This is a genomic window from Natrinema hispanicum (assembly GCF_004217335.1).
Lineage (GTDB): Archaea > Halobacteriota > Halobacteria > Halobacteriales > Natrialbaceae > Natrinema > Natrinema hispanicum.
The window spans coordinates 239,957-259,687 of record NZ_SHMP01000007.1 but is presented as its reverse complement, the minus strand read 5'-3'; the positions used below and the strand labels follow the sequence as shown (position 1 = coordinate 259,687).

Genomic DNA, 19,731 nt, shown 5'->3' with positions numbered 1-19,731 from the left:
ACTGCGATAGCGGTCGTAAGCACCGATCGTCCGACGATGGCGATAAGTGCAATGATGACTGGACCAAGCAATAATAGCGAATCAAAGACTTGGTCCTCAGCACCGCCCTCAAGAGGATCGCCGACAAACGGGAGGTCACCGATTTTCATCGGTATAACCCTCCACGATCCAAAACTGTCCGCAGTGTAACGAGGACGGGAATAATCTCGAGACGGCCGATCCACATGTTGAATAGGAACATAATCTTACCGAGCGTCGGCAGCGACTCAGGACCGGTGATGCCTGCAGAGAGGCCGACGTTGCCCTGTGCACTGGCGACTTCAAAGATGACGTTTTCAAGAGCATACTCGTTCTGTGGAAGAATCACTAAAAGGATGAAAGTACTGACAGCAAGGAAGACAAACCAGAGGAAGCCGATGATTGCCGCCTCTTCGAATTCTTGGCGTACCTCTCGTTCGTTGAGACGGCGACCGTTGATTTGCAACCGGCGAACGGCTGTCTCAGGATAAAAAACCTCCGCGATACGGAAGCGGATCCCTTTGAGGAGAGTGAGTGACCGAATTAGCTTGATCCCTCCAGCTGTCGACCCGGCTGCACCACCGACGATCATCCCAAAGACCACCGTGAGCTGGGCGTGAGCTGGCCACCGACCAAGTGCGACATTAGTCGTATCGGTAGCAGTCTGAAAGCCGGCGCAAGTCGCTGCCGAAACGAACTGAAATGAACCGTAGCGAAACGCAGTAAAGAGAGTCTCATACGTCTCGGTGGCATAGACGAATGCGGTGAGGACGAGTGTACCAGCACTCATATAAATAAATACCCACCTCGTCTGGAGATCTGTATAGAAGTTTCGGAGGTCGCCTTGCAGAATGAGGTAGTGGACTGGGAAGGCGATACTTCCAAGCAACATGATTGGCAGAAGTGCAAAGTCAATAGCAGCGCTATCGTAGGTGGCGATCGAGTTGTCGGTAATCGAGAATCCTCCAGTCGAAAGTCCCGTCATCGCGTGGTTGATCGCACCCCAGAGCGGCATCCCGACAACCCAGAGTAGAAGAATTGAGGCAAACGTGAACAAAAGGAATATCCACCAGATTGTCTGGACGGTCGAAACAATGCTCGGGTGAATCCGCTCGGACCGAGCTTCACTCTCGTAAAGCGTCAGTGACCCACTGCCAGGACGGGCAAGGATCGCCGTCGTGAGAACGATCACGCCGACACCGCCAACCCACTCAATGAATGACCGCCACCACTGCAACGTTCGCGGCAAGACTTCCTCGTTGTCGGTCATTGTTAGCCCAGTACCAGTAAACCCACTCATGCTCTCGAAGATGGCGTTAAGCGGATTGGTGAAAGCCGAGAGCGTCGCTGTCTGAGACGGTGTCTCAATGACCGGCAATCCGATCTCAACTGTCCACGCGATGAGAAGGAACGGGACCGATCCGAAGAGTGCGACGCAGAACCAGCCCGTCGCGGCGATGATCATCCCATGTAACTTGCTGGGTTGGGCAGCCCCCTGAAACCGTGTTGTTAGGATATAGCCGATGAGGAACGGTAGCAGTCCAGAAACGAATAACGCTGGCATCGCCCAATACTCGCCCCAAACCAATGGAACGAGCAGCGAAATAAGCAGGAGACCAGCCAACGCCTGAAAGATCCGCCCTAGATCTCGGCCAATCGTTTCGGCCGCCTTATTCATATATCGCACACTGCCCGGTCGCGGTTGATATACACGTCGAAAACTGAGATGTGTCCAAACCTAGTCTTATCGCAGTCGGTGTCGACAGCTACAGGTTCGCAACCGGTCAGGTAGGTCATCATTTCACTCGATCCTCATAGTGACCAAATACGTTCGTAAGTTCGGGATCGGCACCGAATCCCGAATAGACAGTCAACAAATCGCCTGTTTGGATGGTCGTACTTCCCTGAGGGGTAATCGGAGGATCCTGGCCTTCACGTTCGATGGCGACGATCAAGACATCGTCAGGAATGATTTCCTTATTTGCTGCCTCGAGGATTGTCTTCCCGACGATCGGTGCGTTATCAGTGACCCGGATCTCAAACACCTCCGCCTCCTCGCCAATTCGCATATAATCAACAATGGCTGGCCGGGCGACCGACCGGTAGAGATATTCGGCAATAAGTTCTTGTGGGTTCTCCATTGTATTGACCCCAATTTGGCGAAACACATTCATGTGATCGGGATCATGGACGACTGACACGATCGCGGGAACGTTGTGTTCCTGTGCGAGCAGACAGACCATGATGTTGGTCGCATCCCGGTCAGTTGTGCTAATCAGGGCGTCGGCCTTCCCAATTCCGGCGTCAATAAGCGCTTCGTGGGACGTAGCATCGTCGTTGAGGATCAGACAGTCGTACTCACCGGCAGCCCGATCCGCACGCTCGGGATCTTTCTCGATGACGACGACTTCATTCCCTGATTGGGTCGCGATGTCGATTAGGGGGATACCGATATCGCCTGCCCCGACGACAATGATGTACATTGTGTCTGCCTTATTGCGTCTCCGATGAAAATATACCGCTTCGGTGACGTGCATATCGCGGCCTCAAGCGACGTTAGCCAACCTACGGGCGGAGCAGGCCGAATGTCTCGTGGTCAAGCCCCGAGACGGGCCAGGTGAAATAACAGCCACCGCCGTTACTGGTCCCACCAAGGCGGTTGCTTCCCTCGTTGCTTCGACCGTTCTTCGGATTCGGCTAGGATCCGCTCAATTGCCCATCCGGCCCATAGAAAAACTATCGCCATGAACACGACCATCTCAATCCGGATAAATGAGCCATGCCAGATGGTAAGGACAAGGGCCATGATCGCCACCGCAATAGCGGAAACACCGAAGACATCGTAAAACGAGTGCGGATGGCGAACGCTTGGTAATCGAATGTGCATAGTTCATAATACACACGAGCCGCATAAAGAACCTTCACTCAACCATACTTGAGGTCAAGCCCCGAGCACTCCCTCGCTTACCTTGTGGCAGTCACGATGGATTCATTATGGCCTTAGCGAAAGGCCATTACAACTATGTCTATATGTGACTATGCGAGTGGGGTGTTCGATGCGGCTCCGAACTGACTGGCGCGCCAGCTTCGCGCTCGTCGGGACCGTTCTCAAGTATCTCTCCGTTCCGTTAGTGATCCCAATCGTCGTGGCGCTAATCTACGGCGATCCCCTGTTCCCGTTCATCGCAACAATTGCACTGACGATCACCGTTGGCTACGGACTCGAGCAGCTCGAGGTCGAGCCGAACCTGCAGATCCGGGAAGCGATGTTGTTTGTCGCGATTTCATGGCTCGCCGTCGCCGCCGTGGGCGCGGTTCCGTACGTACTCGCGGGCTGGGGGACCGAGTCGACGCTTGCCGATCCCGTCAACGCGCTGTTCGAGTCAATGTCCGGCTTCACGACGACTGGGGCGACCGTCCTCGGGGAAATCTCGCTGGAGCGGCACTCCCATGCCGTGATGATGTGGCGACAGCTCACCCAGTGGCTCGGCGGGATGGGGATCATCGTGTTGATGGTCGCGATCCTCCCAGAGATCGCCGTCAGCGGTGCTCAACTCATCGAGTCAGAAGCCCCGGGCCCGGAGCTACAGAAACTGACACCGCGGATCGCCGAGACGGCACGGATCCTCTGGCTCGTCTACTTCGCCTTTACCGCAGTCTACATTGCGTTGCTCTACGGCTTTCATCTCGCAGGGATGGCCCCCAACATGGGGCTGTACAATGCTATCGCCCACGGGTTCACGACACTCCCGACGGGCGGGTTCTCTCCAGAGGCCGATAGCGTCGCGGCCTTTTCTGCGATCGTCCAGTGGACAGCAATCCCCTTCATGATCATCGCTGGGACGAACTTCGCCCTGTTCTGGCACGTCTTTAGCGGCGAGGGCCACCGCTTTGTTCGCAACTCCGAGTTTCGCGCCTACATCGCCGCGATCGCTGGTCTAACCGTCCTCCTCGCCGGAATGCTCTACTCTGGCACCGCACCGGCGCTTGCGGGCCTTGGCGGCGTAACCGAGGGCATCCTCGAGAACTCGCTGCGACAGAGCGCCTTCCAGATCGCGTCGTTGCTGACCTCGACCGGCTACGCGACCAGCGACTTCGTCGAGTGGTCCTCGACGGGGAAGATCGTCCTTCTGTTTGCCATGCTCGTCGGCGGTTCGGCTGGCTCGACCGGTGGTGGTGTCAAGGTCGTCCGGTGGCTAATTGTCCTCAAGGTCCTCCAACGAGAGCTGTTTACGGCCTCCCATCCCGAGGTCGTCCGGCCGATTCGCCTGGGTGGAAACGTTGTCGACGAGGATGCTATCCGCGGCGTCCTCGGATTCACGTTCATGTATCTCTTTATTTTCGCCATTGCGACGCTGTTTCTCGCGCTTGATGCCAGTCGCATTGGCTACACGCTGACGCCGCTCGAGGCGTTCAGCGCCAGCCTCGCGACGATCGGCAACATCGGCCCCGGGTTCGGCTCAGTTGGACCCTACGGGAACTACCTCACGTTCCCGGACAGCTCGAAGCTCGTCATGGTCTTTCTCATGTGGATCGGCCGCCTCGAGATCGTCCCCGTGCTCGTGCTGTTCACTGGTAGCTTCTGGAGACGGTGAATTCCTACAATTGGGCTGACAGCCATCAGTTGTCGGATGCCGAATTACACATTGAAACGGATGATACCGAGACTGTGATTGAGCGCATCAATGCTGATCACGATTTTGTCACACTCGGTTTGGCAGAGCATCGACTCCTGTCACGGGTCGTTCGGAGTCACTCGTATTCAAGATTATCGAAAATTTCGACACACCAGTGTTGTTAGCTGAACGCCCATCGTCGCGTTCGTTCCGTGATAGACTGTTTGGCTGTCATTGAGAGCCGAGAGTGTGAGATCACTCGGCTGACTCGTCTCTATCTGCCTGTGGCAGTGCGATAACAGGCCGATTGGCTTGGGTAACGAGTTTGAGCGAGCGATCTCCCGACAAAAACTGCATGATTCGGTTTCCACCACGGGAACGATACGCGATAGCGCTCGCATCAATCTCAGCAGCAGCTTCGAAAATAGCGTCAATGACATCCCGACCATAGGTAGTGTGATCATCAGCATTAGGAAATACCCTACGGACAGCGGCGTACGATTCTGCAGCGATGTTTTCAGATTGCTCAACGGGTGTCTTATCCGGAACGCCTTCTCCCTTTTCGACAACATGAAGCACTGTCACCTTATCTGGATCGTACGGTTCAAGCGCCAGCGCTGTCTTCTCGGCATCGTTCTCGTTTGCGACCGGAACAAGAACGTGTGCAAGAAGATTACCATGAGAGGAATCAGGTGTACTGCCCATACAAGAGAAAGAAGATAACACACAGCATAACAGTTGGGTACCTCAATTACACTGCCAAATCAGCCAGTGAATACCTCTAAGGTATCATCAGTGATTCCCGATCGTGAGTGAATCGTCACGAAGTCATCCTCTCTGACTATGGTCTCTCCTGTTGGAGTAATGGCCTGATCATCCCGATCAATTCTCACCACCAGTACGCTTGCGGGAATGAGGCCCTCTTCGTTGGCTTGTTGGAGCGTTTTGTCAGTGATTGGTGCACCTTCCTTCACGATGACTTCGATTACATCTGCATCTCCAGCAAGACCTGCAACACCGGTTACTGGCGAAATTGGTTCCTTTTCCCGAGGACCGAACTGAGCGTATGGGCGGACATATTCTCTGTGAATAAGACCCTCATCATCAATTTCGATACCGAGAGCTGTAATATCCTGTGCGATGCGTGTGAGGTCATCGGTATCCATCCCGACGACCTTGATTTGGAGATCTCCTTTGCCAGTCATGATCTCTCTGACGTTGATAACACCAGGAATATCAAGCACCCGCTGGGCCTGTTCCTGCCGATCAGTCGCCGGTGTGGTACAGGTGAACAGGTTTGCTAATCGACCGTCAGCTCGCTCGTAGTCCACATGAGCATGGTAGCCCTTAATGATCCCATCTTCTTCGAGACGGCGAATCCGATTACGGACAGTCGGAGCAGAGACATCTACTTTCTCAGCGATATCTGGTGCAGATGTGTGACGGCCCTCCCGCGTAAGATAATACAGTATCTCCTCATCGATCTCATCGATACCTTTGGACATACTTATACGAGACAATTGGTTCCCTTTCGGCATTTAATTTGACTTTTGTTCTCGATTGGAACCAGCATCGACCGCACCACAGATGCGATGCTGTCTGATGGATAAGTAGGGATTTCACTGGGGACACGGCACCTCGAGAGCATTAAACGATAAGAAAGATTGCCGTGATTAAGAGAACGAATCCGTAAATACAGCGGAAGTTATTTTGCTTTCCAGAATGGCGATTCATGTATGAGCAATTCAGACAACGGACGAGCGCCCACAGAGCGGCTCCCGGATACCCTTGTTGAGCAACTTGATACCCTTGAGCCACCAGAACTTCGCGCAGTACACAAATATGCCGAGCAGCTTCTGGAAGAGGCCCATCCGCCGCTAGAGCAACAGATCCGCGAAGAAGCAAAAGGGGATGTCCTCTCGATAGAGGATGAGGGAGTATACACGTTAGTCAGAATGCGGTCTCCTGACACGGACGATTCCGACGGCGATTCGTCCCCTGTTTCACTCTACCATGTGACTCGGGAGAGACATCCAGATGGCGAAGAAACCCTCAACTGGTCATTTATCGGAGATTTGAGAGAGTGATCTGCTAATGCAAATTCTTGTAGAGTGTATCTCTGTACCACGTTGTTCCAGTTTCCGACGAGGCGAACGCATGGGACACGGCAGCTATCTTCGAACGCTATCAGTTCCACCGCGTCACAGGTATCCATGCCGTAGAAAAGACGATGGCTCCCTTGTGGAGAGCATTGGCGAACAAACAGACGGAACAATCATGATGGCACGTGGGCCAGAGGAGTCTCCCATGTCGATTCGGGAAGCGATCATGCAGTGACTCGAGGTATAAGTATACATGTATATTATCATTGTTGGAGCAGGAGATATCGGAACGCCATTGATGAACATCGCGACTCGGTCAGGCAACGAAGTCGTCGTCATCGAGAACGACGACGAACGGGCCGATCGAGTTGCCGGTGAGTACGATTGTCTGGTTCTCAATGACGATGCGACGGCCCATGGGACACTCATGGATGCCGGTATCGAAGAAGCAGACGCTCTAATCAGCACTACCGACCGAGACGCAACCAATATCATGGTCTGTCTGCTCGCGCAGGAACACGAGGTACCAGCAGTCGTCTCAGTCGTGCACGATCCTGAGCACATGAACGTGTTTCGCCAGATCGGCGTCAATACGATGGAGAACCCGCAGGAGCTCATCGCCGAATATCTCTACCGCGCGGTCGCTCGACCGGCGATCGTCGACTATATGCGAATCGGCGAAGAGGCAGAAGTCTTCGAGATCACTGTTACCGAAGATTCTCCAATCGATGGCAAAACGATTGTCGAGGCAGCGGAAGAGGAGGTTCTCCCTGACGACGTTCTAATCGTTGCGATCGAGCGCGAAGGTCAGGACTCACCACTTACCCCAAAAGGCGGGATGGAGATCAAAGCCGGTGATCTACTGACCGTCTATTCGGCGTTTGGCGCTGCTCCCGAACTGACCAATGTATTCGGTCATCCCGAAGACCGAACCAAATGATGACCGAAACTAGAGATCAGAGTTTTTATATGTATGTACTACTCCAGCTGCGGCAGCGAATCAGAGCTCAAACAGCTGATCAGTACACCGCTGCAAGTGGGAATACGAAACTGGAGGTGAAGCGTGTATGAACGAAGCGATGGAAACGATCAGCCGAGACTTAGGGCGCATGTTCCAAGCGCTGGCCGGATTACTGTTCGTTTCCCTGCTTGTCCCGCTTGTCTGGGGAGAATACTATGCGATTCCGGCTCTTGTCGTCTCCGGGTTGCTCCCGCTTGGTATCGGCTATGCCCTGGCGTCGACGTTTGAGGAAGCGACCCAGCCTGGGAAGCTACACGGGATGATCATCGCCGCGACGGGCTGGTTCTGTGTCGCGCTTTTCGGATCGGTCCCGTTCCTCCTCATTGCGTGGACCGTTGAGCTTGGGCTCCCAGTCCTCGAGACGCCGGCACAGACGGAGACACTCGCGGCGTTTACTAATCCACTCAACGCCGTCTTCGAGAGTATGAGCGGCTTTACCGGGACTGGCCTGACGATGACCGACAACGAGGAGGTCTTACCACGGACGCTGCAGTGGTGGCGGTCGTTCATCGAGTGGGTCGGTGGCGTCGGCGTGATCGTTCTCACGACGGCGATCCTTGCCCGTCCTGGCAGTGGGTCACTGACGCTCTATGAGAGCGAAGCACGATCCGAACGGATTCATCCAAGTATCGTCTCCACGGTGCAGACGATCTGGTGGATCTTCCTCCTCTTTACGTTCGTCTCGATCCTGTTACTCTGGGTCGTCGGGATGCCACTCTGGGGTGCAATCAACCACGCGATGACAGGCTTATCAACTGGTGGATTCTCGATTACCGACAACTCGATCGCCACCTACGACAGCGCCGCTATCGACTTCGCGCTCCTGCCGATCATGCTGCTCGGTAGTATCGCCTTCCCAGTGCACTATCTCATCCTGCAAGGCGACCTCCGAAATCTCTATACGGATCTCCAGACTCGGTGGGTATTCATCTACATGAGCGCTGGCACGCTCGCTCTTACCGCGCTCGTCTACGTCACCGAAACGTATGACACCCTGTTTACGGCGTTTCGCTACAGTTCCTTCCAATTCGTCTCGGCGGCGACCTGCGCTGGCTTCCAAACTGCAGTCGACTCGACGAATGTCGCGCTTGGCCGGTGGCCAGCACAGGCCCAACTCACGGTGGTCTTCGGGATGATTGTCGGCGGTGCAGCTGGGTCGACAGTCGGCGGAATTAAGCTCATCCGGGCGCTCACGCTATTAAAAGGAATTCGCTTCCGTATCATGGATGTCTTTTATCCTAAGACAGCAGTTCGCCGGTTGAAAATAAACGGTCGCCGACTTACCGAACAAGAAGTCCGTCAGGAGTTCGAGGAAGCAGCCATCATCGGCTTTCTCTGGTTTGTCTTCCTTGGCATTGGGATGTTTGTGCTTCTCCTGATACTTCCACAGGGTGAATACTCCCTCGAGAACGTCATCTTCGAGGTTGCGAGCGCTCAGGGCAACGTCGGCCTCTCCGCGGGCATCACCGGGCCGGAGTCGCTGCCGACGCTTGGGAAACTCATGTTCCTGTTCAATATGTGGATCGGTCGCCTCGAGATCATCCCCGTGCTGGTGACACTCCGAGCACTCTTCCGTCGTGGAGGGATCTACCAATGAATCTTCGTGGCCTCCCGGTCGTCGGAGACCTCCTTGAGGCAGGTGCTGAGGATCGGGTCTTCGATGTACTGCTGCTTGTTGGCCCACTTCTCATTCTCTTTATCGCTGTCGTGGGACGGTCGGTCCTCACGTCTGGAGGCGCAATCATCTACATACTATTTTTCATATTATATATTATTTATCGAGGAACACATCAATAAGACGATTAAACACTGCACTTTGAGATTTTCTTCTGGAGACTCGCTAGAATCCAGTGTGGTTTTTTCGACCGTGCGGCAGAATGCAACGCGATTCTTAGGTACGAAGGTGTGGGTGGCACTGCTCGAGTGCCTCATGAACCGCGTTTCGCCGACCGACGAACGTGAGATGGTCTCCGTGTTGAAGAACCAAGTCTGCATCAGGTACTTCCGACTCACCATCGCGACTAACGAGTGCAACTAAGACGCCATCTGGGAGTTCTTGATCGAGTTCGCGAATCGATTTGCCGACCAGTTTTTCGGATGTTACTTCAATTTCTTGAACGTCGCCGGATCGACCGAGTTCAGTCATCCACTCCGAGAGAGCAGGCCGTTCAATTGCATTATCCATGGACTGGGCGATCGATTCATCAGCTGCAATTGCTCGCACACCCAACTCCTCAAATGCATCGGCGTTACCCGGTGTATTCACCCGAGCAATGACTGTCTCGCTGTCAAACTTCGAGTTTGCCAGTTGAGCGATGAGTAAATTTGTGTCATCGTCACCCGTTGCCGCAGCGACAATTTTCGCATTCGCCGCGCCCGCAGATTGCAGAACGGATATATCTGTCCCATCGCCATGGTAGACAGTGAACCCAGCGTTCCGTGCCGTCTCGACTTTATTCTGATCATCGTCGATAAGAATAACATTTTCACCACGATCCTCCAGCCGTTCGGCGAGGCCGCGACCGACACGACCACCGCCAACAACGATTACGCGCATTGGTAGTACCTTGAGTACTTGTGCGATATGCCTGGCAAACCCTCCTTCGAAAATGACCGTTGTCAGAATCACCAGAAACACAGTTCCGACGAGAATAGTCGCCGCTTCGGGGTTCGACGACCGGAGTTCAAGTGCAAAGAGCGTCGCCACACTTGCCGGGATGATCCCCCGTGGACCAACGACACTCATGAACAGTTGCTCACGGAACGAGAACTGTTCTCCGTGCGTACAGAGAAGCACTGAAACAGGGCGAATGACTGCTATTACAGCAAGGACGACGACAACACCACCGACTCCAAGTGAAAAGAGATCCTCGAGAGAGAGGAGCGTCGTAAGTGAAATGAAGACAAATGAGAGAACGATCAGCGTGATATCTCCCTTGAACGCCTCAATCTCGTCCTCATAGGGAACTCCAGCATTTCCGAGGAGTAGCCCTGCTGTTGCAACCGCCGCAATACCTGCCTCTGTGATAATCGTGTTTGCGATTCCATAGGTGGCAAGCGCTCCAACGAGAACGATTAGTCGTGAATTCCGGACTGCATTCGACGGAGACAGATCAACGTGGTTGAGGAGATACCAGAGGAACCCTGCCGCCAGGACACCGATGAGGAGACCAATTCCAAGTCGGGAAACAAATTCTTCGACTAACACCTGTATCTCGGTCTCCTCAGAAACAACCATTTCGAAGACAGCGACAGCCAAAATCGCTGCGGTCACATCGTTGACTATCCCTTCCGTTTCGAGCGCTGCTGCGACGCGATCTCGGACCGGGACAACATCTAAAATTGGTGTGATGACCGTCGGACCAGTCGCGATGAGGAGTGAGCCAACAAGAAACGACAACTCCCACGAGACGTTGAGCGCGAATCTGACAACGGCAGCTGTCCCAACAAGAGCAATGAGTGCACCCACTGTAATCAACCGAATCGCTTCACGCGGTGTCTGTCGGAGTTTTGTAAGCTTTAGGTGGAACGCACCCTCAAAGACGATAATTGCGACAGACAGTCCAACAATTGCTGAGAGAGGACCGGGACCACCGAACGATTCTAATCCGACAAGATCAGCCCCTTCAGGCCCAACAGCAACTCCTGCGAGAATGAGAAAGAGTACACTGGGTATCTCCAAGCGGTCAGCTAACACCTGCGAAGCAACACCCAATCCTAAGATGATTACGACGAGAGCAACTAATTCAGTCCCAGCACTCATAGAGGATACACCTATATGTTTAACTAAACCCCTACTATAAAACCACCATGAAACCAACTGAAACCGGAAGTGGTGTTAGCTTCTAAAATCTTAGTCGCCAGAAGGTACACAGATACTATTGAAGTCAGATTTTAACGTCAAAAGTACAATATTGGGTGCGAAATTTTTCCTGTCATATGTGGAGAGGTTGAGAATAACAGGAGGTGAAAAAAGAATATTAATCACTCAAGCAATATTTGGATGAGAAACGCGACCAGGATCAGAAAGATACCACTGTATCCGATTATATTCAGGATCGAATTTGGAACTGGATGTGGAAAAACACCTGATTGTAGAGTTATAGAAATAACAGCAGATAGGAATCCAAAAAGCATGACATAACCAATCCACCAATAAGCTGGTTCTGAAGGTTGACTAGTTTGTTTAGACATACAGAAGTTACATTCTAATATCGGAAGAGCATTTATATCATGCCCTCGCTGGATATATTTGGTGAACTATCACTATTTACTTGTCGTCTTCAATATCTATCTATTCTGCTTGTACCGTTCCTGTTGTATCTTCTGGAGACGATAATTGACACCCCAGATGACCCAAATAAGGAGAATTCCAGTTCCGATGAGGGATTCTAACCGTACAATTGGCCCGTCAAGAATGTAAGCAGAAGCGAACACGATAATAGTCCAAACCATAATAACATAGACCATTTGGTCAAGTGAGTCCGGTCCCACAACCTCCCGGATCGACATGGTTCTACGTTTGCAAACAATACCGATAAAGTTCCCGGCGATCTTGTAGAAACCAGCACACAGAGTGTCCTATATGAGAATAGATTTGAACAGTTTTCTTGAATTACAAGTGGAATCGCAATCTTCCTACGAGGCCGATATCCGGGACTGCAGACGCTGTATCGTGCTTGGCGTTCGGCACTTCCGTTCGCCAAACGAACCGGCTGGTAATACACCGATCCCACACCCATGACCCAAACACTTCACGTCCGTATCAACTCATCGTCCGACCGTAGCGATCTCGAAGACACGCTTGCTGCTCTCGATGCTGGCGAGAGTGTCGACCCCAAGCCGTCGACGCTCTCGGTAGAGGACCTCGAGACGTTCGGTCGAATCTTTCGGTCGACGAATCTCAAACTCCTCGAGGCGATCGCTGATCATGAGCCAGACAGTATTCGTGAACTCGCTCGAATCGTCGGCCGTCATCCGCCAGAAGTCACTGAGAACGTGACCGAACTTGCCGACTACGGACTCGTCGAACTCGAGCAAAACGGTCGCGCAAAGCGTCCGGTTGTGTGGTACGATGAGATCGATATCGACCTTCCCATCGGCCAGCACTCCCCCGATGTTGCACCAGCGTGATATCCTGCTCAGTCTTCGCTCAATTCCTCATAGAGGCGCTTGCGAAGCCCTATATCTTCGTCCGCGATCTCAGAAAGTACACTCCGGAGCTCTTCGGCGGACGCCGCTGCAAGGAGAGCTTCCAGCGATTGATCACCGCCGGCGGCTTCGACGTCACCGCTAGCCAGTACGGCTGCGACGATATGCTTACACGGCACTGCATCATCAGGACAGCTACACTGGCCACTGACATAGCTTCCCTGCGAGAGTGTAACCCGAACATCGTATGGACGGCTCCCTTGGACTGTTGCTTGGAGAGTATCGTCTACGTACTCGAGCTCAGTCACTGATCCACGTTCGTAGTAGCGGCTTCCTCGCTCATAGCGGCCTGGCTCGGTTACTTCTTGAAGTATCTCGAGATCGACTGATTGAGATGGTGTCTGTGTTTGGAGACGTGGAAATGCGTCTCCAACGGGCTCGTCACCAGGAATAGAGGGATCAGCTGACCGACGGTGGATCCACCCTTGCTCTGGCCATCCGATCGGGTACCACTTGGTCGGATCGCTCACGACATCCCAACACGTTCCGATCACCGATGAACTATCCTCGGGAAATATTCCTTTGATCGTTGCCGTACGCGGCGTCATACCGATATCTAGCGTGACATCAGTCTGGTGGGCGGTGTCGTCAGCAACTCGATCGGCGTAGTTCGAACGAATCTCCTCGAGTGCAGCGATCCCGTCGGCTGAGAACGCGTGGCCGGTTCGCTCGAGTTCAAGCACCAGCTCAGCATATTTGTTCTTTTCGCGGTATTTGATCAGTGGGCGATTGCTCCCAACCAGTTCAGTGGGGTCGTAGTCTGGGAGTGTTGCTCCGAACACAATCGGCTCAACCGGCTCTGTTGGCGTTTCCGGCAGGAGATCTTCGTCTGGTGAATTTTCAGCAGTTGGCTCACCGAGTGATGTCTCGAAGAGGCGGCCACAGGCTGGACAGACCGTACAGTTGAGCTCACTACTGTGCCATGTCGTGAGTTCGTGGGCGCAGCACCAGTCACAGGGGCGTTTAGTCTCCTCTTCAACCATCTCCCAATCGATGTCACGAACCGGCGTCACTCGCTTGAGTTGAGTGATGACTTGTGAGCGCTGCTTCTGCTGTTGTTCTAGTTGTAGGCGGCATGACTCACACACGTCAGGGCTCTTCTCACGAATGTCAGTCGGGAAGACAAGACGCTGCTCAGTGGTTCGGCCCTGTAGAACGGGTCTCCCTGTAGAGGAGAGTGATCTCGAACGAGATTGAGTACTGTCTGGTGATTCGGGTGGTTCGTATGCGACAATATCTGTTGCTGTGATGGACTTATCTGGTGAGTTCCCTGTCTCATCAGCAAATGCTCGTCCATATCGGCATCCATCAGGCCCGACGATGTGCCATTTCCCAGATTGTGTTCGGCCAAACGTTGGCACGGTTGCTTGCGAGAACGAGACGAACTCCTATAGAGTCTTTCAAGCACTTGTACTCGAGTATCCGGAGGAACGTTCCCCACCCAGATGTTACGTGGGAACGCTGTCATCAGTCAAGTGACGGTCATCATCAACGAAGCGCTGGACATTCGCAATCGAGAGAGCAGCGTTCGCGAATGCTAGGTTGCGGCGGATCGTCTGCCATTTTTGGATCGTCTCGGCGTCGATGTCTCGTTGCACAGAGGCAGATTCAGAGAGTGCTTGGTTTGTCTGCTCAATGGCCAAACTCGTCCACGAACGCGTTCAACCGTGTAAGAATAGTGGATAGCATTTCAGTGTTTTCGTAGCTTTCACTCCTAACACTCTTTACAGTGCATAACGTATCCCCCATTCAACGATGTCCATCGACCGAGATACCTTCGAGAACACGAGCGAGGACGAGCTCGCGGATCTTTCGGTCGCAGATCAGGTCCTCGGGTTTCTCGCCGCCAACGAGGAGCGAGCGTTCAAGGCCCGCGAGATCGCCTCTCAAATTGGCGTCGACGAGGGTGCGGTTAGCACCGCTCTCTCGCGATTGAAGAACCGCGACCTGGTCGAGCACAAGGCAACGTACTGGGCGGTGACCGACGACGCAGAGCGCCTCGACGGATACAGCGGCTACGAGCGGGCGACCGAACTGTTCAACGACCAACTCGGTACCGAGGACAAGGAGGCGTGGCGCGAGCACGCACCTCAGAAACCACACCCGAGCGTCGAGGACGAACAGTGACCGACGAAGAAGCAGCCCCTGTTTTCGAACGGGGCGATGTCGTCTACGGCGATGACCCATTCAAAGGTGACGAGGACGCTCGGCCCTGGCTCATTCTCTCGAACCACGAGGAACGTCCGTTCTACGGCGAGCAATATATTGGTCCCGTCCCAAAGTCGTCTAAAGTTTGATCCCGTTCTAAAGTCGTCTATGCTCGTATCTGGTAAGCCAACGAACATCAGCAGTGTGATGGCTGTTTTGGCCGACTGTTTGAGTAGTTCGTCGACGAACACCACGGAGCCATTCCAGAATCGAAGAATAAGGGATATTCGGAGTCGTAAGATCGGTAGGCGACCCGAAGAAACCCTATTTTTTCGAGTGAAAGAGCCACCGTTGCTGGAGCGACTGATCAACGACGCTCAAAAAGACATCAACAACGACCGATACTCCAAGAGAGGCCCGCTACCGCTACACAGCCGAGGGCTGAGGTTTAGCTAAAGACAGATGAAAACAGGACTGCTTTACCGACCCACCTCAAATACCTAGAGAGAAATGGACCGGCTCGTCTTCTATCATCATCCACAAGCCGAAAGTTTCTCACTCAAATTTAGCTCAGCGTCACTGACAGAGATCCGTTCTCGGCGAGAGCAGTCCGATGAGCCGACCAAGCTGATCGGTTATCCCTTTGAAACACCAGTTTATGTACTCTACGAGGGCGATACAGAGATCGAATCTGCCCAAGAGATTGACTTCGACAGGAAGTGGCTGAGTGACCGTATTCGTGATCTCCCTCGTGCTGGGCAAGTTGTCGCATTCCGGTTAGTGGAACTGCTTGAGGCCGCTGTCGATGCCCGAGAAGCAGATGAGTTCCGGCTCTACAAGGAGTTCGAGCCGCAAAAGATCCAACAGGCACTCGATCACGTGTCGTGGGGATCATCGGTTCATGAAGTCGCCGGCGAAGTGATGTCGAATTTGATCCTCCGGCATTCTCTCCCGAATGCGAATCACCGAACCGGCATTGCGATGCTTCAATTCGGCTGTGTTGAATCGCCATACGGCGGTGGATTTCACCGTTTGACGGCCCGCTTGATGTTATAGACGACACACATTAGGGTTATTTCACGGAACTCTCGGTACCAGGTACGCGCTCGCACGGCGTAGCCGAGCGAGCGCTTGACTGCGGAGTTCACGGTTTCAGTCATTGACCGCTGAGCGTACCGATCGTCGTCAATACGAGCGTTGTGAGCGTGATCGTAGGGAGCAAAGATCCGGTGTTTGATCAGCGGACGAATGTCGAGTTCACGGAGCTGTTCGCGGAGCGCTTGCTTATCGTAGCCCTTGTCAGCGGCAAGTGACCGCAGATCGCCCGCGTTCCGGCGGGCGATCTGCTCGGCGAGGTCTGCGTCGCTTCCTTCTAACGTCGTCGAGCAGTGAAGATCGAGAACGGCTTGCGTTGCTGTATCGACGAGTTTTGTGACTTTGAGCGTTTGAACGCGGTAATTTGTTCGGTGGCAGTAGTGGCGGCTCGCACGATCACGTTCGTAGAATGTTGCATCGATAGCAGCATGTTCAGAGGGGTCGTGCAACTGCGCCGACTGGCGCAGTAGCACTCGACAGACACTCATCTCGATCCGATCAAACGCCTTACACAGCGTAGATGGAGCGGGGAGATCGGCCACGTCAAGGCCGATCTCCCCTGTTATTTGCGGCATTTCCTTCAACAGATCGATCGTCATCCGGTAGGACGTATCAAGGTAAATCCGGAGGCAATGCAGCGAAATGAGGGCATAGTCGGCGAATCCGCCGCCACCAGTCGGGGCGGCGGATTCGCCTCGTTCACCCGTAACTCTTTGTGCAATCGAGACGCAACGCTCGGTGAAGCGGGAGATTTGCGTCATGGACAACCAAGTTTTCCCGCTTCAACTCCTTCGATTTACTGACCTTCCCCGACGCCGTCTAGTGATTCAACGCAGCCTTCAATTCTGTATTGAGAGTATCGAACCGGATTTTGAGATGCCACGAACCCACGTCGACGATAATACCTGGCGTGAGTGGGTCGATCCCTACATCGTCGATTCCAAACGGCTCATCACAGTCCGCCGGAATAATCTTCGATTCAAGAAACTCGAAGAGTTAGACGTTGACCTCGTCGAACGGAAAGATGGAATCCAAATCCGACTAACCAAATTCGAGCTGGATATGCACTGGCGAGAGGCCCTCACGGAGTACGCTAGTCTGCACGAAACACACTGTACGGAATTCGCTCAGGCAGTCCTCAAACGTGCTGAACGGGATTATCTACTCGATCAGCCAGGGCCAACGAAACAGGAGTTCATCACGTATCTGGAGGAAGGACTCGTTGAGCGAGACTTCAGGGAAATGTTCTGATCAGTCGCGAAGCTCTGCGACCGACTGACCGACCTCACGGACGTGTTCACTTCGCTCGAGGTCAAGTTCCTCGGCGAGGTAGTCAACTGTCTCTTTGAGGCTCATACTGGAAGGAAGTCTGCCGAGCGGTATAAACCTAGTGCTGGAGCAGTTATTTTGTGCCGTCTCAAAGTGGTCTAGAGTTTCGCGCTGTGGGTGAGTAGACGGTCAGTAGTGCCTACCTCTAACGCTCTCTCAACTACGTGCACTCGGTGCACGCCATTCTAACGCAGTATCACTGTCTGTAGTAGGTGTCGCCGCGACTCTCAGCGGCAAACTCGAGACGGCTTTGCAACGCGACCAAATGATCGTGGTCGCATATTCCTCAGGCTATGTTAGGGAGAACCCTAACGCTTATCGTGTTAGGACTCATACTAACAAACAGGGATGAGTGATGACGTCACAGTTGTTCGTGACGAGATTGAAGCCTATTCGGATGGTACTGTCGCCCGTGTCCGCGTACTTTCGGTGCCCGAGTCCGAGAAGTTTCCAGACGGCATCAAGTACGCCTTCCACTACGGCGTCGCCGGCGCTGATGATCCAATCATCCGATTCGATAACCACCACGGAATTCACGAACTGCATCTTGACTCGGAGGTCTACGAGACCGACTATCCGGGACTACAGACGCTGTATCGTGCTTGGCGTTCGGCGCTTCCGTTCGCCAAACGAACCGACTGGTAATACACCGATCCCACACCCATGACCCAAACACTTCACGTCCGTATCAACTCGTCGTCCGACCGTAGCGATCTCGAAGACACGCTTGCTGCTCTCGATGCTGGCGAGAGTGTCGACCCCAAGCCGTCGACGCTCTCCGTGGAGGACCTCGAGACGTTCGGTCGAATCTTTCGGCCGACGAATCTCGAACTCCTCGAGGCGATCGCTGATCATGAGCCAGACAGTATTCGTGAACTCGCGCGAATTGTCGGCCGTCATCCGCCAGAAGTCACTGAGAACGTGACCGAGCTTGCCGACTACGGACTCGTCGAACTCGAGCAAAACGGTCGCGCAAAGCGTCCGGTTGTGTGGTACGATGAGATCGATATCGACCTTCCCATCGGCCAGCACTCTCCCGATGTTGCACCAGCGTGATATCTTCCTCAGTTTTCGCTAATCACCGCAACCCACGCTCACTGGCGTCTCTGGCAGCATCGTCGGATGCACCGATACATCCGGAACAGCAGCGTGCTTTCTGGCGCGGCTCGACATATCCGCGTAGCCGTCTCCACGATGGGAGACCAGAGTGAGGATGTTAGACAAACAGCCGACTTCGAGCGCTATCAACGCCGGTGATCGAGGACACTGCAGGTCTCGTCAAGATCGAAGACCACCTGATTGTCTCTGAGTTCGACGACGATTCGAGCAGCCGGTGAGTCTCTTTCGGAAAGAGACACGTCACTCACTCGCGCCAGATCGTGTGGCCCGAGCTGAGCGTCCCGTGGTCCGAGCCCACAGTTGGCGTATAGCGTCTCGACGGCAGGGTGACCGAGAATCGTGTGTGCGATCGGGATCGGATACGACAACCAGCAAATGTCACATGCTGCAGTCGCGTACGGTACATCATCGAGGAGGTACGTGTCCGGGACGGAGTCGCGAGGAAACGACAAATTGGCAGTTCCCCAGCAGTGTGGACAGACACCCTCCCGAAGCAGTCGCACGTCGCAAGCGTGTTTCCGTAGCGAGCAGTCGATGACTTCGTCTATCGTCCGGCTCCGGGCCGCCCGTGGAGGCGTAGGATACGCGACCGCAGCACCATGCTCAGGACAGCCGACGTACAGCTGGTGGTTCCGGTAGGTCGCGACGAGCGCTTGATCACAGTGCAGGCACTCACAGTCTATTTCTCGTTGCTCAATGTCGCTCTCCTCGTCGCCAGCTCTAGCTTCGCCATATGTGCCCGCCCGAATCGCGGCCACGATTTCGAGAGCCGCCACTCGTGGCAGATACCGCCCATCGACTTTGCGGACGAACTCGTCTTGGAGTTCGGTGAGGTGATAACTGAAGCGGCTCGTGTCGTTCACACCGACCTGCGTGCGCAACTCTGAGAAGGTGGGCCACTCAGACGACCATGCCTCGTCGTATCGGTCCGCGAGCGCGAAGAGGATGCGAACGCGGGTCTCGTCAGTCAACACCGCGTAAGCCGCTTCCCGTGTACTGTCCTCGTCCGTCATACTCTGGATACCTGATTTCTGCCCCGTACGTATTCCGGTCAGACCTGTCAGCCTTTCAA

The 19,731-nt window shown here is 53.9% G+C and carries 17 protein-coding genes and 3 pseudogenes; 12 read left to right on the top strand and 8 right to left on the bottom strand.

Features of this window, described 5'->3' with window-relative positions:
- Window positions 1-145 precede the first annotated feature (145 nt).
- Both BDK88_RS17835 and BDK88_RS17830 read right to left on the bottom strand, forming a co-directional pair.
- Window positions 146-1,696, bottom strand: a complete 1,551-nt coding sequence (locus tag BDK88_RS17835) for a TrkH family potassium uptake protein (RefSeq protein WP_130501534.1) — start codon at window positions 1,694-1,696, stop codon at window positions 146-148.
- Between the two features lie 118 nt (window positions 1,697-1,814).
- The gene (locus BDK88_RS17830; protein ID WP_130501563.1) at window positions 1,815-2,501 is read right to left on the bottom strand and encodes a potassium channel family protein; all 687 of its coding nucleotides are present in this window, start codon (window positions 2,499-2,501) and stop codon (window positions 1,815-1,817) included.
- Between the two features lie 573 nt (window positions 2,502-3,074).
- Here BDK88_RS17830 and BDK88_RS17820 point away from each other — a divergent pair.
- Window positions 3,075-4,613 (top strand): TrkH family potassium uptake protein, encoded by a 1,539-nt coding sequence (locus tag BDK88_RS17820; protein ID WP_130501532.1) that lies wholly within the window; start codon window positions 3,075-3,077, stop codon window positions 4,611-4,613.
- 276 nt (window positions 4,614-4,889) lie between these two features.
- Here the strand turns inward: BDK88_RS17820 and BDK88_RS17810 are convergent, their stop codons facing one another.
- Window positions 4,890-5,339, bottom strand: coding sequence for a universal stress protein (locus BDK88_RS17810; protein ID WP_130501531.1), 450 nt, complete (start codon window positions 5,337-5,339; stop codon window positions 4,890-4,892).
- A 59-nt stretch (window positions 5,340-5,398) separates the two neighbouring features.
- On the bottom strand, window positions 5,399-6,139 hold the full coding sequence (locus BDK88_RS17805) for an Lrp/AsnC family transcriptional regulator (protein ID WP_130501530.1): 741 nt from the start codon (window positions 6,137-6,139) through the stop codon (window positions 5,399-5,401).
- A gap of 231 nt (window positions 6,140-6,370) precedes the next feature.
- Between BDK88_RS17805 and BDK88_RS17800 the strand changes: the two genes are divergently transcribed.
- The 4 genes from BDK88_RS17800 (at window position 6,371) to BDK88_RS21880 (ending at window position 9,554) form a co-directional block, all read left to right on the top strand.
- Window positions 6,371-6,721 carry a hypothetical protein gene (locus BDK88_RS17800; RefSeq protein ID WP_130501529.1) on the top strand — a complete coding sequence of 117 codons (351 nt, stop codon included), beginning with the start codon at window positions 6,371-6,373 and terminating at the stop codon, window positions 6,719-6,721.
- Between the two features lie 268 nt (window positions 6,722-6,989).
- Window positions 6,990-7,676 carry a potassium channel family protein gene (locus BDK88_RS17795; protein ID WP_130501528.1) on the top strand — a complete coding sequence of 229 codons (687 nt, stop codon included), beginning with the start codon at window positions 6,990-6,992 and terminating at the stop codon, window positions 7,674-7,676.
- Between the two features lie 127 nt (window positions 7,677-7,803).
- Complete coding sequence (locus BDK88_RS17790; RefSeq protein ID WP_130501527.1) at window positions 7,804-9,354, top strand: TrkH family potassium uptake protein; 1,551 nt, start codon at window positions 7,804-7,806, stop codon at window positions 9,352-9,354.
- Entirely contained in the window at window positions 9,351-9,554 is a 204-nt protein-coding gene (locus BDK88_RS21880; protein WP_130501526.1) for a hypothetical protein, read from the top strand. Before BDK88_RS17790 ends, BDK88_RS21880 begins: the two co-directional genes overlap by 4 nt.
- 94 nt (window positions 9,555-9,648) lie before the next feature.
- Here BDK88_RS21880 and BDK88_RS17780 read toward each other — a convergent pair whose 3' ends face one another.
- Window positions 9,649-11,520, bottom strand: a complete 1,872-nt coding sequence (locus tag BDK88_RS17780) for a cation:proton antiporter domain-containing protein (protein WP_130501525.1) — start codon at window positions 11,518-11,520, stop codon at window positions 9,649-9,651.
- Between the two features lie 977 nt (window positions 11,521-12,497).
- On the opposite strand from BDK88_RS17780, the gene BDK88_RS17775 reads away from it, so the two are divergent.
- Window positions 12,498-12,890: an HVO_A0114 family putative DNA-binding protein gene (locus BDK88_RS17775; protein ID WP_130501435.1), complete on the top strand. Its 393-nt coding sequence runs from the start codon at window positions 12,498-12,500 to the stop codon at window positions 12,888-12,890.
- 8 nt (window positions 12,891-12,898) lie between these two features.
- Here BDK88_RS17775 and BDK88_RS21875 read toward each other — a convergent pair whose 3' ends face one another.
- Window positions 12,899-13,750 (bottom strand): SWIM zinc finger family protein, encoded by an 852-nt coding sequence (locus BDK88_RS21875; RefSeq protein WP_242611704.1) that lies wholly within the window; start codon window positions 13,748-13,750, stop codon window positions 12,899-12,901.
- A gap of 973 nt (window positions 13,751-14,723) precedes the next feature.
- On the opposite strand from BDK88_RS21875, the gene BDK88_RS17760 reads away from it, so the two are divergent.
- The 3 genes and pseudogenes from BDK88_RS17760 to BDK88_RS17755 form a co-directional block, all read left to right on the top strand.
- The gene (locus BDK88_RS17760) at window positions 14,724-15,095 is read left to right on the top strand and encodes a MarR family transcriptional regulator (RefSeq protein WP_076610407.1); all 372 of its coding nucleotides are present in this window, start codon (window positions 14,724-14,726) and stop codon (window positions 15,093-15,095) included.
- Window positions 15,092-15,235: pseudogene (locus tag BDK88_RS21355) on the top strand (type II toxin-antitoxin system PemK/MazF family toxin); the annotation flags it as partial. The gene BDK88_RS17760 and the pseudogene BDK88_RS21355, both read left to right, overlap by 4 nt.
- 391 nt (window positions 15,236-15,626) lie before the next feature.
- Window positions 15,627-16,124, top strand: a pseudogene (locus BDK88_RS17755) (hypothetical protein); the annotation flags it as partial.
- 17 nt (window positions 16,125-16,141) lie between these two features.
- Here BDK88_RS17755 and BDK88_RS17750 read toward each other — a convergent pair.
- Window positions 16,142-16,972: an IS5 family transposase gene (locus tag BDK88_RS17750; RefSeq protein WP_130501523.1), complete on the bottom strand. Its 831-nt coding sequence runs from the start codon at window positions 16,970-16,972 to the stop codon at window positions 16,142-16,144.
- 76 nt (window positions 16,973-17,048) lie between these two features.
- On the opposite strand from BDK88_RS17750, the pseudogene BDK88_RS17745 reads away from it, so the two are divergent.
- From BDK88_RS17745 to BDK88_RS17735, 3 genes and pseudogenes are all read left to right on the top strand, one after another.
- Window positions 17,049-17,462 (top strand): annotated as a pseudogene (locus tag BDK88_RS17745) (hypothetical protein); the annotation flags it as partial.
- A 426-nt stretch (window positions 17,463-17,888) separates the two neighbouring features.
- A complete protein-coding gene (locus tag BDK88_RS17740) occupies window positions 17,889-18,185 on the top strand; it encodes a toxin-antitoxin system TumE family protein (protein ID WP_092935798.1) in 297 nt (98 codons plus the stop codon).
- 18 nt (window positions 18,186-18,203) lie between these two features.
- On the top strand, window positions 18,204-18,596 hold the full coding sequence (locus BDK88_RS17735; protein ID WP_092935796.1) for an HVO_A0114 family putative DNA-binding protein: 393 nt from the start codon (window positions 18,204-18,206) through the stop codon (window positions 18,594-18,596).
- 188 nt (window positions 18,597-18,784) lie between these two features.
- Here the strand turns inward: BDK88_RS17735 and BDK88_RS17730 are convergent, their stop codons facing one another.
- A complete protein-coding gene (locus BDK88_RS17730; protein ID WP_130501522.1) occupies window positions 18,785-19,672 on the bottom strand; it encodes a DUF7351 domain-containing protein in 888 nt (295 codons plus the stop codon).
- Window positions 19,673-19,731: the final 59 nt, after the last annotated feature.